A 15,042-nucleotide genomic window follows, 5' to 3' on the forward strand; every position below is an offset into this window, starting at 1 on the left:
CTCGGCGGCGGCGATGATGGCGAGCAGCGGGATCAGCGTGACGAAGAAGAGGGCGGCGAAGGCGAGCGAGCGCTGCATGATCTCCACATGGCGGCCGTGGTCCCACAGGCGACGGAAGTAGGCGACCCAGTACGCACGCGTGCGCCACGCCCCGTGGCGCTGCTCCTGGTCGGCCACGCCCCCGCTCACCTCCTTCGCGCCGCTGCCTCCACCTTCGCGCGCCCCCGCCCACCCCGCCAGAACGCGCCGCCGCCCGGGTGAGTGCCCGCTCCGGCCTGCTTGAGCGGTTTCCCAGGGAAACCACAAAGTCGACGCCTAGCCTCCGGCAGCAGAACGACCGGAGGCGAACGGGAGCGGCCATGACGGTGCTGGAGAGCGACGGCGGCGTGGCGCCGGGGATCGCGCGGATCGAGCGGATCGACGGCGGCGTGGAGCTGGGGCACGGGTGGGCGGTGCGGCTCGGGCAGGGCTCGCGCGGCCGGCTCGCGCTGGAGGTCTACGCCGACGAGGCGCTGCTCGACGTGATGGTCGAGGGCGCGCTGACGGCGGAGCCGCTGCGCGGCGCCCGACGGGCGGCCGCGGCCGGACCAGTGCTGTCCTGGGGGCTGCTCCCGGCCGACGGCGTGACGCCGCTGGTGCGGTTCGGACGCGGCGACGCCGGGGAGGCGGTGCCGCGCGTCGTCGCGGAACGCTTCTGGATCGCCCTCGGCCCCGCGGGCGCGGAGCGCGTCTCGGTGGCGACGCGTCCCGGCGCGGACTGGGAGGAGCTGCGGATCTCCGCGGTCCGCTGACTCCCGCTCCGGCCGCTCGCACCGGCTGTCGGACCCTGGTGCGAGGATGGGCGCAGCAGGGTCGAGCGGGGAGAGGAGCCCGGTGCCCGAGGGTGATTCGGTGTATCGGACGGCGTGGGAGCTGCGGCGCGCGCTGGCCGGGAAGGTGCTGAGCATCGCGGACCTGCGGGTCCCCGCGCACGCCACGGCGGACCTGGTGGGGCGCGAGGTGCTGGACGTGGCCTCGCGCGGCAAGCACCTGCTGACGCGGATCGAGGGCGGGCTGACGCTGCACACGCATCTGCGGATGGAGGGCCGTTGGCGGGTCTTCCGCGCGGGCGAACCGTGGACGGGCGGGGCGCGGCACCAGATCCGGGCGGTGCTGGGGAACGCCGAGCGGACGGCGGTGGGCTACCAGCTCGGGGTGGTCGAACTGTTGCCGACGGAGGCCGAGGCGCGGGCGGTCGGCCATCTGGGGCCCGATCTGCTCGGGGCGGACTGGGACGAGACGGAGGCGCTGCGCCGGCTCGGCGCCGCCCCGGCGCGCGGCATCGGCGAGGCGCTGCTGGACCAGCGCAATCTCGCCGGCATCGGCAACGTCTACGCGAACGAGCTCTGCTTCCTGGCGGGGGTCTCGCCGTGGACGCCGGTCGCGGAGGTCGGCGAGCTGCCGCGGGTGGTGCGGGCCGCGCGGCATCTGCTGGTGCTGAACAAGCTGCGGCACGGCCATGTGACGACGGGTGACCCCGCACGGGACCGACAGCACTGGGTCTACGGACGGGCCCAGCGTCCGTGCCGGCGCTGCGGCGCACCGGTGTCCACGGCACGTCTCGGCACGCCGCCGCAGGACCGCGTGGTCTTCTGGTGCCCCCGCTGCCAGCCCGGCCCGACGCCGGGCGCCAGTAGGGGCGCATCGCGCCCCGGTCGGGGTCTCAGGCCTGCGTGATATAGCTGGCGCATGCACGCATCCATGACCGCAACCCTGGTCCGCTTCGCGGGCCACGCCGGTGACGAGATCGAGGCCTATGTGGCCCGTCCCGAGGCGGAGTTCCGCCGCGGCGGCGTCGTCGTCATCCACCACATGCCGGGCTGGGACCGGGGCTCGAAGGAGATCACCCGCCGGTTCGCCGAGCTGGGCTACGACGCCGTCTGCCCGAACCTGTACCACCGTGAGGCGCCGGGCGCCGCTCCCGACGACGCGGCGGCCGTCGCGCGCGCCCAGGGCGGCGTGCCGGACGAGCGCCTGGTCGGCGACGTCGGCGCCGCGGCCGCGTACCTGCGGTCGCTGCCGACCTCGAACGGCAAGGTCGGCGTCATCGGCTACTGCTCGGGCGGGCGCCAGTCCGTCCTCGCCGCCTGCCACCTCGACCTGGACGCGGCCGTGGACTGCTACGGCGCGTTCGTCACCGGCGAGGTGCCGACGGAGTTCCCGCTGAAGATCACGAACCTGGTGGACCAGCTGCCGAACCTGCGGACGCCGCTGCTCGGCCTGTTCGGGGCGGAGGACCGCTACCCGAGCCCGGACCAGGTGGCCGAGCTGGAGCAGATCCTGACCGCCGAGGGCAAGACCTTCGAGTTCCACAGCTACGAGGGCGCCGGGCACGCGTTCTTCGCCAACGAGCGTCCGAGCTACAACGTGGCCGCGGCGAACGACGGCTGGGAGCGCATCGAGGCGTTCTACGGCCGGTACCTGGGGGCCTGAGCATGTGCACCTACACGACGGTGCACGCGGACGTGGACGGCAGCGCCAAGGGGCCGGGCAGCGCCTGGTTCCACGCCGGCCGCGCGACCGTGTACTTCGACCACCCCGTGCACGCGATGGCGGAGCACACCCTGAACATCGACCTGACCGATCCGGCCGGCGACCCGGCCCGTCGGGTCGCGCTGGAACTCACGGCCGAGTCCGCGCGGGCCCTGGTGGCCGCGATCCAGCAGGCGCTCGCCGCCGTCCCTGAGGAACTCAAGGTCTGAGCACGGAAATTGAGGTGCGGGGCGGGTCGGCCCACTGCCAGACTCGTCCACGTACCGAGCGCCCCACCCGTAACGGGGCCGACTGACTGACTGTTTTTGACGACGAACCGAGGGGAGCCGGGCCATGCGTGACCACAACGCCGCTGTCGCGGCTCCCCTGTCGCGGTTCGAGGTGATCCTGGTGTCCCCGTCCCTCCGGTGCCGGCTGCGCGGCCGTCACCGGAGAACCGCGGTGCGCGCCTGACGTAGTCACGCCGCCGCGGGGTCATCGCGCCGTCCTGTCCAGGATCGCCATGAGAGGCCTCCGGCCGTGCGTACCACCTTCAACTTCTCTGCCCTGTCCCGTGTCCGAAACCTGGGCATCCTCGCGCATGTCGACGCCGGGAAGACGACCGTCACCGAGCGGATCCTCTTCGCCACCGGCTCGACGCACAAGCGTGGGGAGGTCCACGACGGCACCACCGTCACCGACTTCGACCCGCAGGAACGCGACCGCGGCATCACCATCTTCGCCGCGGCCGTGAGCTGCGACTGGGCCGGGCACCGCATCAACCTGATCGACACCCCGGGCCACGTCGACTTCGCCGACGAGGTCGAGCGCGCCCTGCGGGTGCTCGACGGTGCGGTGGCGGTCTTCGACGCCGTGGCGGGCGTCGAGCCGCAGAGCGAAGCCGTCTGGCGGCAGGCGGACCGGCACGGCGTGCCGCGTCTCGCGTTCGTCAACAAGCTCGACCGCGCCGGGGCGGACCTGGACACGGCCGTGGCCTCGATCCGCACGCGGCTGCACCCGGCGCCGCTGGTGGTGCAGCTGCCGATCGGTGCCGAGGAGAACTTCACCGGAGTCGTGGACCTGGTCGCGCTGCGCGCGCTGACCTGGCCTGACGCGGTGTCCGGCTGCCTGGTGGACGAGATTCCGCCACCGCTGCTGGACGAGGCGCTGCGCCGGCGCCGACTGCTGGAAGAAGCGGTCGCGGAGCTGCATCCGCGGGCGCTGGAGGAGTTCTGCGCCGAGGGCCGGCTGGGCGACCAGTCGCTGGCCGCGGCGCTCCGAGACCTGACCTGCACCGGAGAGGGGGTGGTGGTGCTATGTGGATCCGCATATCGCAATCGTGGGATCGAGCCGCTGTTGGACGCGGTGGTCTCGTACTTGCCTTCGCCGCTGGACGTCCCTCCGGCGAGGGGGACGTCGGCCCCGACGTCTCGTGACGGTGTGTCGGCGGTGGCGCTCGAACGCGCCGCCGACCCCGCCGGGCCGCTGGCGGCGCTGGTCTTCAAGGTCGCCCAGGCGAACACCGGACGGCTGACCTTCCTGCGCCTGTACTCCGGCACGCTCCGCAAGGGCGACCAGGTCCTGGATTCCGGGACCGGTCGTACCGAGCGGGTCGGCCGGATCCTGCGGGTGCAGGCGGACCGGCACGCGGACGTCGAGCAGGCGGTGGCCGGCGACATCGTCGCCGTGATCGGCCCGAAGGCGGCCCGCGCCGGTGCGACGCTGTGCGCGCCGGGTGCGCCGCTGCTGCTGGAACCGCCGGTGACGGCGGAGCCGGTGGTCTCGGTCGCGGTCGAGGCCGTGCGCGGCACTGACGCCGAGCGCCTGACGGTCCTGCTGGTCCGGCTGGCCGAGGAGGATCCGTCGCTCGCGGTGCGGACCGATCCGGAGACGGGGCAGACGCTGCTGTCCGGCATGGGCGAGCTGCATCTGGAGGTCGCGGTGGAGAAGCTGCGCCGTGCCCACCAGCTGGAGCTGCGCGTCGGCCGCCCGCAGGTGGGCTACCGGGAGACGGTGGTCCGCGGGGTGTCCGGGGTGCTGTTGCGGCACGCCAAGCAGGACGGCGGCGCGGGCCAGTTCGCGCAGGTGGTGCTCGACGTCGAGCCGTTGACGGACCGTACCGACGGGGCCGGGACCGACGGATTCGCGACCGACGGAGCCGGGTTCGAGTTCCGCTCGACCGTCACCGGAGGCCGGGTGCCGCAGGAGTGGATCCGCGCGGTCGAGTCCGGCTGCCGGGACGCGCTCGTCGAGGGTCCCCTCGGCGGGCACCGGGTGACCGGCGTCCGGGTCACGCTGACGGACGGCGCGACGCATCCGAAGGACTCCTCGGATCTCGCCTTCCGCACGGCGGGCCGACTGGCGCTGCGTCAGGCGCTGCGCTCCTGCGCCATGGTGCTGCTGGAGCCGGTGGCCGAGGTCGCGGTGACGGTGCCGGAGGAGGCCGTCGGCGCGGTCCTGGGTGACCTCTCGGCGCGTCGCGGTCGGATCTCCGACCAGACGACACGCGGTGCGACCTGCACGGTCACCGCGACGGTGCCGCTCGCGGAGCTGTTCGGCTACGCGACACGGCTGCGCAGCCGGACGCAGGGGCGGGGTACCTTCACCGCCCGTCCGTCCGGGTTCGCCCCGGCGGATGCCGCGTCGGCAGGGTCCGCGTCGGCGGCGCCCGCGCCGAGCCGGGCGGTCCGGTCAGCGGGATGACGCATGATCGTCATCTGACCGTCGCTTGATCGACAGTGGCCCGTCCCCCACGCTGGGGACGGGCCACTTGCGCGATCAGTAGTTGAAGCATCACTGCTCGCAACCGGGCCCATCCCTCTGATATGAATCGTGCATGACACCGGCAGCATCGTTTAGCGAACGGGCGCTCGAAACCCTGGGACTCACTTCGTACTCGTCCCGTGCCTATGCCGCCTTGGCCCGGCTCCCCCAGGCGACCGCCCCCGACCTGGCCGACGCCACCCGCGTCCCGCGCCAGCGCATCTACGACGTCCTGGGCTCACTGATCGACCAGGGTCTGGTCGCGAAGACCCCTGGCAAGCCCGCCGCCTACCGGGCGGTCGACCCGGCCAACGCCGCGGCCGCGCTGATGCGCGCCCACCGCGACAGCCTGGCCCGGCTCGAGGTCGTCGCCACGGATCTGGTCGCCGAACTGCGCACCGACTGGCTCTCCGCACGCACCGGGCGCCGCCGGTTCGTGCGTGAGGGCGAGACGCGGACCGGGGTCGCCCGCATGGACCACTGGCGCGAGTACGCCCAGCACTCCGTGCTGGCCACCGCCAGGCCGCCGTTCGACGGCCTGGCGGACGAGGAGTGGATCGACCGGGTCCACAGCATCACCCACGCCGGCGGCACGGTGCGCTGCGTCTACCACGCCGACCTGCTGACCAGTCCTCAGCTCGTCGCGCGCGCCTCGCGCTTCGCCGCGGCCGGCGAGGAGGCCAGGGTGACCTCGGCGGTGGAGACGCGCATGATCCTCACCGACCGCGAGCGGGCGCTGCTGACGCTGCCCTCCGCCGATCCGGACCCCAACGCGGGCCCCGGTCCGGTGCTGCTGGTCGACGACGCCCACACGGTCGCCGAGTTGGAGGACACCTTCGACCGCCTCTGGGCTCGGGCGACGCCGTTCAGCGCGGCGGCCTGAACCGACCGACCATCACCCTGGACCTCAGGGTGAGAGTTGCTCGACCGCGGACTGGTACCCGACCTCTCGGGCCGGCCCCGCCACCCACCCGGCGGCCGCGTCCACCCACTCCGACAGCGGCTCGCGCCGCGTCAGCCACTCCCACGGCACGCCGCCGAGACCCGTGCGCGCGCCGTGGGGGCACCTCCCGGTCGAAGGCTGGGAGACACCCCGCCGGTGATCGCCCGCAGGTCGTGTCGACCGCCATTCCGGCAGCCCGGAGTCCGCCCCCGCAGCGGGATTTCCGGGCCGGACGGTAATCGGACGGACGGCGGACTGGACGACGGGGGCCGGGCGTGGCGCACTGGTGGGAGAGGCAGGAGCAGGTGATCCCATGAAGACCAAGCAGTGGACCGTCACCGTGACCATCGACGAGGACGACGCCCGCACCGAGGCGCGCGCGGTGATGACGGATCCGGGCGCGCCGATGGCGACCGGACGCGGCGTGGCGCGCCGCAACCCGACCGACCGCGCGGTGCCGGACATCGGCGACGAGCTCGCCGTCAGCCGCGCGCTGGAGGACCTGGCGCAACGGCTGCACGACATGGCCTCGCACGACTTCGCCTACCTGGCCGGGCCCGCGACGCGGTAGTGGCCGCGCGGTAGCAGGGGTGGCCGTCACGAGCCGGTGAGCACGATCCAGGTGCGGCCGGGCGCGAGGTTCATCGACGTGCCGGCCACGGTGTAGCTGGTCGGGGCGGTGTCGTTCGGCTTGGACCACTGGCCGTGCCAGACCTTGCCGTCGCGGTAGAAGTCGGCGCTGCCCTGGCCCGTGGTCTCGGAGAAGACCTCGTTGTCGGCGTGCCCGGCGTTGTGGTCGGTGTACTTGCCCGGGACGACATGGACGTGCTGGACGATCACGTTGTCCGCGTTCGCCTGCCCCGCGTCGGTGGTGACGACCGCCTGCCCGTCGACGGCGACGAGCCACTTGGCGCCGGACGCGGTGAACGCGAAGGATGCCGAGGGCATCCGGACACGGACCGAGGACTGGGCCGTGCCGCCGGCGGGCTCGGCGCCGAAGCGCAGGCCGACGTCCTTGGTCTGGGCGAGGCCGGGGAAGGCCGAGAAGACCTGGGCGGGCTGGATGTAGGTGGGGTCACTGCCGCCGTTGCTGAACAGGTTGTTGTTCGCGATCGGGGTGATGGTCTGCAGGTTGGCGGCGGCCAGGTCGGGCAGCAGCCCGGATATCGCGCCGGAGTAGGCGAAGCCGACACGGCCGAAGGGCGCGAGCAGCGGGATGTCGGTCTGCCGGGCGCTGCGCACCGGGCCGACGCGGGCGGGGGCATGACCGCTGTCGAAGACGACGAGGTAGCGGCTGAGACCGCCCTCGACCTGGATCGCGTAGACGAGGTCGGCGGAGTTGAGCCCGGACTGGATCCGCTGGGCCTGACCGACATTGTCGATCTTGACCGCCAGCACGTGCCCGCCTGCCCCCTCGCCGGTCAGCGGGTTCACCGCCGGCGAGGAGGGTGACGAGGACGGCGAGGACGCCGGGCTACCACCTCCCCCCGCGACCGCGAACCAGATACCCGCTCCGACCACCGCGAGCCCGGCGACCATCGCGATCATCCTCGCCCGTCGACTCCCCCCGGGGCGTCTTCCGCCGGGACTGGCCCCCGCCGCCCGGCTGTCTTCGTCCGCCATCTGCGCTCACCACCCTCGGATCGCGAACAGGCGTTCCCCACCACCATGCGCCTGTGGCGCCGCGACCGAAAGCGGGAGGACGCGACGCGTCCGGGATGTCCGGCAGCCTCTCAGGCGGATGTCGCACGCTCGAGGCAGTCCAGCACCTCGGCGTCGGTCGTCTGGGTGAAGTCGGCGTAGAACTGGCCGATCGCCGCGAACCAGGTCGGCGTGTCGGCGACGACCACCTCCTCCGCCAGCCCCCGGAAGGCCGCGGCGATGCCGCGCGGGGCGACGGGCACGGCGAGGACGATCCGCGCGGCGCCCTGGGCGCGGACGATCCGACAGGCGGCCTGGGCCGTGGCGCCGGTGGCGATGCCGTCGTCGACGACCACGGCGGTACGGCCGGCGACGTCGACGGGCGGCCGGTCGCCGCGGTAGCGGCGCACCCGGCGCTCCAGCTCGGCCCGCTCCTCCCGCTCGACCCGGTCCAGGGCCGCCTGGCTCGCCCCGGCCTCCCGGATGATCTCCGGGCTGAGCACCCGTACCCCGCCCTCGCCGATGGCGCCCATGGCGAGCTCGGGCTGCTGCGGCACACCGAGCTTGCGCACCACCACGACGTCCAGCGGCGCGTCCAGCCGGGCCGCCACCTCCGCCGCCACCGGCACGCCGCCGCGCGGCAGCCCGAGCACGACCAGGTCCTCGCCGCGCAGATCCTCGAGGCACACGGCGAGCCGTCTCCCCGCCTGCCGGCGATCCGCGAAGACCATGAATCCAGCGTAGGAGCGAAGTACCTAAGTGCGACAGATTCGCCGCCCTCCGGCGTCCGGAACAGTGGAGCCATCAGACAGCACAACGAAGCGCACCGAGGAGCCAGAGATGACCGCCTACGCCATGGCCCACGTCCACTCCGTCGAGTTCGGCCCGGACATCGTCGAGTACCTGGAGCGGATCGACGCCACGCTGGAGCCCTTCGGCGGCCGGTTCCGGGTGCACGGGAACCCGGTGGACGAGGTCGAGGGGAGCTTCAAGGGCGACCTGATCCTGATCGAGTTCCCGGGCATCGAGCAGGCGCGGGCCTGGTACGACTCCCCCGGCTACCGGGACATCCTGGAGCTGCGCACCCGCCACATGGTCGCCGACGTGATCCTGGTGCCCGGTGTGCCTGAGGGCTACCTGGGCGCCGACAGCCTGAAGCACTGACCGCCGGAGCACCGATGCACCCACCGCATTGAAGCGCTGAGTGAAGCTCACTATTAGCTATCGCAATAATGAGCTACACTCGGATGCATGAAGCCTCCCGGTCCCGACTGGACTCCCCCGCCGCGTGAGTCGGATGCGCCGCGGCAGCCCCGGCAGCTGCGGCGCATCCTGCGGCTGTTCCGCCCCTACCGGGGGCGGCTCGCGGTGGTGGCCGTGCTGGTCGGGCTGTCGTCCCTGGTCTCGGTCGCCTCGCCGTTCCTGCTGCGGGCGATCCTCGACGTGGCGATCCCGGACCGGCGCACCGGGCTGCTGACCGTGCTCGCCGTGGGGATGGTCGCGGTCGCCGTCGCCAACTCGGTGTTCAACGTCTGGCAGACCTACCTGTCCACCAGCGTCGGCCAGCACGTCATGCACGACCTGCGCACCGCCGTCTACGCGCACCTGCAGCGGATGCCGTTGGCGTTCTTCACCCGCACCCGCACCGGCGAGGTGCAGTCCCGGATCGCCAACGACATCGGCGGCATGCAGGCGACGGTGACCTCCACGGCCACCTCGCTGGTCTCCAACACCACCACGGTCGTCGCGACCGTGGTCGCCATGGCCGCGCTGGACTGGCAGCTGACCATCGTCTCGCTGCTCCTGCTGCCACTGTTCGTCTGGATCAGCCGCCGGGTCGGCAACGAACGGCGCCGGATAGCGGGCGAGCGGCAGAAGCAACTGGCCTCGATCTCGTCGATCATGCAGGAGTCGCTCTCGGTCTCCGGCATCCTGCTGGGCCGGACCATGGGCCGCTCGCGCGCGCTCAGCGACGACTTCGCGCACGAGTCCGGCGCGCTGGCGGACCTCGAGGTGCGCGCCGACATGGCGGGGCGCTGGCGGCAGTCGACGATCCAGATCGTCATGGCCGCGATGCCGGCGGTCATCTACTGGGCGGCCGGGATGGTCGGCGCGCACGGCGCCACGATCTCCATCGGCACCCTGGTCGCCTTCACCTCGCTGCAGCAGAGCCTGTTCCGGCCGACGGTGTCGCTGCTCCAGGTCGGCGTCGCGGTGCAGGTCTCGCTGGCGCTCTTCCAGCGCATCTTCGAGTACCTCGACCTGGTCCCGGACATCATCGAGCGGCCCGACGCCGTCGCCCCCACCGGGCGCGCCCGCGGCGAGGTGCGCTTCGAGGGGGTCGGCTTCCGCTACGACAACCGCCAGGAACGCCCGACGCTGCAGGACATCGACCTGACCGTCCCGCCCGGCGGCAGCCTCGCCGTGGTCGGCGAGACGGGCTCCGGCAAGACCTCCCTCAGCTACCTGGTGCCGCGCCTGTATGACGTGACGCAGGGCAGGGTGACCGTCGACGGCACGGACGTGCGCGACCTCAGCTTCGCGGCGCTGGCGGACGCGGTGGGCGTGGTCTCCCAGGAGACCTACCTCTTCCACGCCTCGGTCGCCGAGAACCTGCGCTTCGCCAAGCCGGACGCCACCGACGCAGAGCTGGAGGCGGCGGCCCGCGCCGCGCAGATCCACGACCACATCGCCTCCCTGCCGGACGGCTACGCGACGCTGGTGGGCGAGCGCGGCTACCGATTCTCCGGCGGCGAGAAGCAGCGGCTGGCCATCGCCCGCACCATCCTGCGCGACCCTCCGGTCCTGGTCCTGGACGAGGCGACCAGCGCGCTGGACACGCAGACGGAGCAGGCCGTGCAGCAGGCCCTAGACCACCTCTCCGCGGGGCGCACCACCATCACCATCGCGCACCGGCTCTCCACCGTCCGCGACGCCGACGAGATCGTCGTGCTGGACGCCGGCCGGATCGTCGAACGCGGCACGCACGAGAAGCTGTTGGCTCTCGGCGGGCACTACGCGGCACTGGTGGCCCGGGACACCGGGGCGGGAACCCCTGAGAACCAAAGGGACGTAACGGGACAAGAGCCAACGGATCGTCAGGCCGAAGCTGAATTGATCACCTGATCGTTACACTTTCAGCGCAACCCTGTCCGACTGTCGGAAAGTCTGCAAGGGCGACGACGTGTCAACTCGCACACTCGTCTGCACAAGCGACCACTACCGACGTCGGAAGGATCCATCTCGGTGGCACCATCCTTCAAAGCGCGTGCCAAGCGCGCGCTGGCCGGGGGGCTCGGCGCTGTCGCCGTCGCCGCTCTGGCCCCGCTGGGCATCGCCCAGCCGGCCGCCGCGGCGACCACGCCCATCTGCACCTCCAGCAGTCACCCCGCACTGGCCGCCAAGCTCTCGCGTGACATCAAGTCAGCGCTGAGCGGCCGAACGGACACCTACGCGCTCGCCGTGTCGGATCCGCGCACCGGGGTCACCTGCTCCCTGCACGCCTACCACCAGTTCGACTCCGCCAGCGTGGTCAAGGCCACGATAATGGCGACCGTTCTGTGGAAGGAGAAGGGGAAGTACCTCACCCAGTTCGAGCTCGACAACCTGCACCCGATGATCGAGAGCTCGGACAACACGGCCGCGACCAACCTGTGGAACTACCTCGGCACCGCCGAGATCAACGCGTTCCTCAAGAAGGCCGGCATGACCAACACCGTGCTCGGCTCGGGTGGCTACTGGGGTCTGACCCAGATCACCGCCCGCGACGAGATGCGACTGCTGGACGTGCTGACGGACCGCACGGACGTCCTCACGCCGAGCGCGAAGTCCTTCGCGCAGAGCCTGATGGCGCACGTGGAGACCGACCAGCGCTGGGGCACCCCCTACGGGACCCCGAAGGGCGTCACCGCCCACGTCAAGAACGGCTGGCTGCAGCGCACCGCCACGCTCGACTGGCGGGTCAACAGCCTCGGTATCTTCAACGGCTCCGGCCGTGACTACCGCATGGTCGTGCTGACCGACCACGAGTCCACTGAGGGCTACGGCATCACGACCATCGAGCGCGTGGCGCTCCAGGTCCACCGCGACCTGGGCATGTACGGGTTCAAGGCCGCGGTCGCGCCCCGTGTCGGGGCCGAGCAGCCGCAGCCGGGCTCGGACGCTCCGCGCGTCGAGACCAGCGACGGCTCGCCGCAGCCCGGGTCGGTCAGGGACTGACCTGACCGCTCCGGCGGATGATCCGTCCGACGGCCCCCGGCGCCTCGCGCCGGGGGCCGTCGGCGTCCCCCTCCAGTCGTCGGCGGCGTCACCCGTTCGGGCTTGCGCTCGCGCACCTGGCCTTGACAGGATCTTTACGGGGCCCGCGCGGTCGAACGCGCCGGTCCCCGCACGAGGTGAGCCGGGAAGTCTGGTCGGCGGGCCGGGGCCGAAGCGCTCCGGACCTGAGTCCGTTGCCGCACGAGAACCGGAGCGCCCGCCCCGCATGACCGATCTGACCGCCCTTCTGCTCCTCGTGGGCCTGGCCACCCTGGTGGCCACCGGAGCCCGGCGGTGGAGCCTGCCCGCGCCCTCGCTGCTGGTGGTCGCGGGCCTGATCATCGGCGCGCTGCCGTTCACCCCGGACCTGCACGTGCCGCCGCAGGTGATCAGCATCGGGGTACTGCCCCCGCTGCTCTACGCCTCGGCGGAGGAGATATCGCTGCGCGACCTGCGGCTGGTCTGGCGGCCGGTGGCCCTGCTCGCCTTCGGGCTCGTGCTCGCCTCCGCCGCGGCCGTCGGTCTCCTCGCCGCCGCGCTGACGCCGCTGGCCGGGCCGATGGCCTTCGTGCTCGGCGCGGTGCTCGCCAGCACCGACCCGGTGGCCGTCACCGCGCTCGGGCGCAGACTGTCGCTGCCGCCGCGGATCCAGGTCATGGTGCAGGCCGAGAGTCTGTTCAACGACGCGACGAGCCTGGTGCTGTTCAAGGTGGCGGTGGGGACGGCGGTCGCGGCCGGCTCCTTCTCCGTGACGCGCGCGGCGGGCGAGTTCGTGCTCCTGGGCGGCGGCGGGGCCGTCGTCGGTCTGCTCGTCGCGCTCGCGGTGGGGCAGATCCGCAAGCGCACCGAGGACCCGGTCCTGGAGACGGTGATCGCCCTGGTCACCCCGTACGCCGCCTACGTCCTCGCCGAGGACGCGCGGACCTCCGGCGTGACCGCCGTGGTCGTCGCGGGCGTCGCGCTGGGCTCGATGGGCTCGGTGGGCGACCGGATCACCGGCGCGCGGATCCGGCTGCAGGTGCACGCGGTCTACCAGACCGTCGTCTTCCTGCTGGAGAGTGTCGTCTTCGCCGTCATCGGCCTCGAACTGCCCTCGCTGATCCACGGACTGAGCGCGGACGAGAAGATGTGGCCGCTCGACGTGCTCGCCATCGCCGCGACCCTGATCGCCACCCGGATGCTCTGGATCTTCCCGATGTCGGCGGCCATGCAGCGACGGCGCGGCGCCGGCACCGTCTCCTGGCGGGTGCCGGCCGTCATCTCCTGGGCCGGCACGCGCGGCGTCATGCCGCTGGCCGCCGCGCTGTCGATCCCGCTGGTCGCCCACGGCGGGCAGCCGCTGCCGCACCGCTCGCTGGTCCTGGTGCTCACCACCGGCGTGGTGGTGCTGACCCTGGTGCTGCAGGGCTTCACGCTCGCACCCGTCGTGCGCGCCTCCGGCATCGCGCTGGAGCCGGCCGCCACCGCGCGCGAGGAGGCCGAGGCCCGCGACGCGCTCGCGCGCGCCGGCCTGGCCCGGCTGGAACAGGTCGCCGACGTCGAGGCCGCGCCGGAGGTCGTCGTCGACCAGCTGCGCCGCAGCCTGCACGCCCGCCTCGACCACGCCCGGGCGCTGCTCGACGAGCAACTCGACGCCGACTCCACGCTGATGGCCACGCACCGTGAGCTGCGCCACGAGCTCATCCGCGCCGAGGCCGGCGAGCTGTCGCGCCTCTACACCGAGCGCCGGATCACCGACGCGACGCGCCGCCGCCTGCAGCGCTCGCTGGATCTGGAGGAGGCGGGTCTGGTCGAGGAGGAGTAGCGCGTGTGCGCGGCGGGTAGCGCCCCGTCCGGCTGTGGCCGGGCAGGGCGTTTCCCTTTTGCGCGGCGCTCGGTATGCTCGGTCTTGCTCATCTTGGCAATCAAGTGAGCATGAGTGAGCAATATGAATCGTCGATTCGAGAGAAGGTGCCGCCGGTGACCGCCGCCTCGCAGACCTCGTTGGAGATCGAGTCCCAGCCCGCGTGCTGGCAGCGGGCGCTGGACCTGCTGCCGTCGGTCTCCGGCCTGCTGCCGCGCCCCGGAGAGCGGGTCGCCGTCGTCGGCTGCGGCACGTCCTGGTTCATGGCCCAGGCCTACGCCGCGCTGCGCGAGGGCGCGGGCGCCGGCGAGACCGACGCCTTCGCCGCCTCCGAGGCGCCGATCGGGCCCGGCTTCGCCCGCCGCTACGACCGCGTCCTGGCGTTGACCCGCTCGGGCACCACCACGGAGGTGCTGAGCCTGCTGGATTCGATGCGCGGGCAGGTGGCCACCACGGCCATCACCGCCGACCCGGCGACCCCGGTCGCCGACCTCGCGCAGGACCTGGTCGTGCTCGACTGGGCGGACGAGAAGTCCGTCGTGCAGACCCGCTTCCCCACCTCGCAGCTGGTGCTGCTGCGCGCCCACCTCGGCGAGGCCGTCGGCCACCTGCCCGCGCAGGCGGCCGAGGCGCTGGCGCAGGAACTGGACGCCGAGCTCGTCGGCGCGGAGCAGGTCTCCTTCCTCGGCCGCGGCTGGAGCTACGGGGTGGCGCGCGAGGCCGCGCTCAAGGTCCGGGAGACCGCGGCGTGGTGGACCGAGTCCTACCCCGCGATGGAGTACCGCCACGGCCCGATCAGCGTCGCCCGCGCGGGCCGTGCCGTCTGGAGCCTCGGCGCGCTGCCGGACGGCCTGGCCGAGCAGATCCTGGAGACCGGCGCCCACCTGGTGACGCCGCGTCACGATCCGCTGGCCGAGCTGGTCAAGGTGCAGCGCCTCGGCGTCGCGCTCGCGGCGCGGCTCGGCCGCGACGTCGACAACCCGCAGCACCTGACCCGTTCCGTGGTGCTCTCCGCATGATCCTCACCGTCACCCTGAACGCCGCCCTCGACGTCACCTACCTCGTCGAGGGCGGCGTTCAGGGT

The 15,042-nt window shown here is 72.7% G+C and carries 13 protein-coding genes and 1 pseudogene; 12 read left to right on the forward strand and 2 right to left on the reverse strand.

The features are described 5' to 3' along the window. Positions 1-359: 359 nt before the first annotated feature. The 7 genes from DN069_RS33760 to DN069_RS33790 all read left to right on the forward strand — a co-directional run bounded on the left by DN069_RS33760 (position 360) and on the right by DN069_RS33790 (position 6,788). Positions 360-791 carry a hypothetical protein gene (locus DN069_RS33760; protein ID WP_111507056.1) on the forward strand — a complete coding sequence of 144 codons (432 nt, stop codon included), beginning with the start codon at positions 360-362 and terminating at the stop codon, positions 789-791. 82 nt (positions 792-873) lie between these two features. After that, positions 874-1,716: a DNA-formamidopyrimidine glycosylase family protein gene (locus DN069_RS33765; RefSeq protein WP_111507057.1), complete on the forward strand. Its 843-nt coding sequence runs from the start codon at positions 874-876 to the stop codon at positions 1,714-1,716. A 24-nt stretch (positions 1,717-1,740) separates the two neighbouring features. Next, entirely contained in the window at positions 1,741-2,472 is a 732-nt protein-coding gene (locus tag DN069_RS33770; protein WP_243640101.1) for a dienelactone hydrolase family protein, read from the forward strand. Between the two features lie 2 nt (positions 2,473-2,474). Further along, positions 2,475-2,741 carry a DUF6295 family protein gene (locus tag DN069_RS33775; protein WP_111507059.1) on the forward strand — a complete coding sequence of 89 codons (267 nt, stop codon included), beginning with the start codon at positions 2,475-2,477 and terminating at the stop codon, positions 2,739-2,741. A gap of 310 nt (positions 2,742-3,051) precedes the next feature. Continuing rightward, positions 3,052-5,214 (forward strand): elongation factor G, encoded by a 2,163-nt coding sequence (gene fusA / locus DN069_RS33780; protein WP_111507060.1) that lies wholly within the window; start codon positions 3,052-3,054, stop codon positions 5,212-5,214. A 133-nt stretch (positions 5,215-5,347) separates the two neighbouring features. Then, complete coding sequence (locus tag DN069_RS33785) at positions 5,348-6,157, forward strand: TrmB family transcriptional regulator (RefSeq protein WP_111507061.1); 810 nt, start codon at positions 5,348-5,350, stop codon at positions 6,155-6,157. A gap of 373 nt (positions 6,158-6,530) precedes the next feature. After that, on the forward strand, positions 6,531-6,788 hold the full coding sequence (locus DN069_RS33790) for a DUF1876 domain-containing protein (RefSeq protein WP_111507062.1): 258 nt from the start codon (positions 6,531-6,533) through the stop codon (positions 6,786-6,788). A 26-nt stretch (positions 6,789-6,814) separates the two neighbouring features. Here DN069_RS33790 and DN069_RS33795 read toward each other — a convergent pair whose 3' ends face one another. After that, positions 6,815-7,765: a DUF3048 domain-containing protein gene (locus DN069_RS33795; protein ID WP_165845760.1), complete on the reverse strand. Its 951-nt coding sequence runs from the start codon at positions 7,763-7,765 to the stop codon at positions 6,815-6,817. A 191-nt stretch (positions 7,766-7,956) separates the two neighbouring features. Continuing rightward, positions 7,957-8,589 (reverse strand): annotated as a pseudogene (locus tag DN069_RS33800) (phosphoribosyltransferase); the annotation flags it as partial. 109 nt (positions 8,590-8,698) lie between these two features. On the opposite strand from DN069_RS33800, the gene DN069_RS33805 reads away from it, so the two are divergent. The 5 genes from DN069_RS33805 (at position 8,699) to DN069_RS33825 (ending at position 14,977) form a co-directional block, all read left to right on the forward strand. After that, positions 8,699-9,022, forward strand: a complete 324-nt coding sequence (locus DN069_RS33805) for a DUF1330 domain-containing protein (protein WP_111507065.1) — start codon at positions 8,699-8,701, stop codon at positions 9,020-9,022. Positions 9,023-9,109: 87 nt separating this feature from the next. Next, positions 9,110-10,984: an ABC transporter ATP-binding protein gene (locus tag DN069_RS33810; RefSeq protein WP_111507066.1), complete on the forward strand. Its 1,875-nt coding sequence runs from the start codon at positions 9,110-9,112 to the stop codon at positions 10,982-10,984. Positions 10,985-11,104: 120 nt separating this feature from the next. Further along, complete coding sequence (locus DN069_RS33815; protein WP_243640106.1) at positions 11,105-12,076, forward strand: serine hydrolase; 972 nt, start codon at positions 11,105-11,107, stop codon at positions 12,074-12,076. A gap of 265 nt (positions 12,077-12,341) precedes the next feature. Continuing rightward, entirely contained in the window at positions 12,342-13,919 is a 1,578-nt protein-coding gene (locus DN069_RS33820; protein ID WP_111507067.1) for a Na+/H+ antiporter, read from the forward strand. A 110-nt stretch (positions 13,920-14,029) separates the two neighbouring features. Then, entirely contained in the window at positions 14,030-14,977 is a 948-nt protein-coding gene (locus tag DN069_RS33825; RefSeq protein WP_424556356.1) for an SIS domain-containing protein, read from the forward strand. Positions 14,978-15,042: the final 65 nt, after the last annotated feature.

This window comes from Streptacidiphilus pinicola (assembly GCF_003258295.1).
Lineage (GTDB): Bacteria > Actinomycetota > Actinomycetes > Streptomycetales > Streptomycetaceae > Streptacidiphilus > Streptacidiphilus pinicola.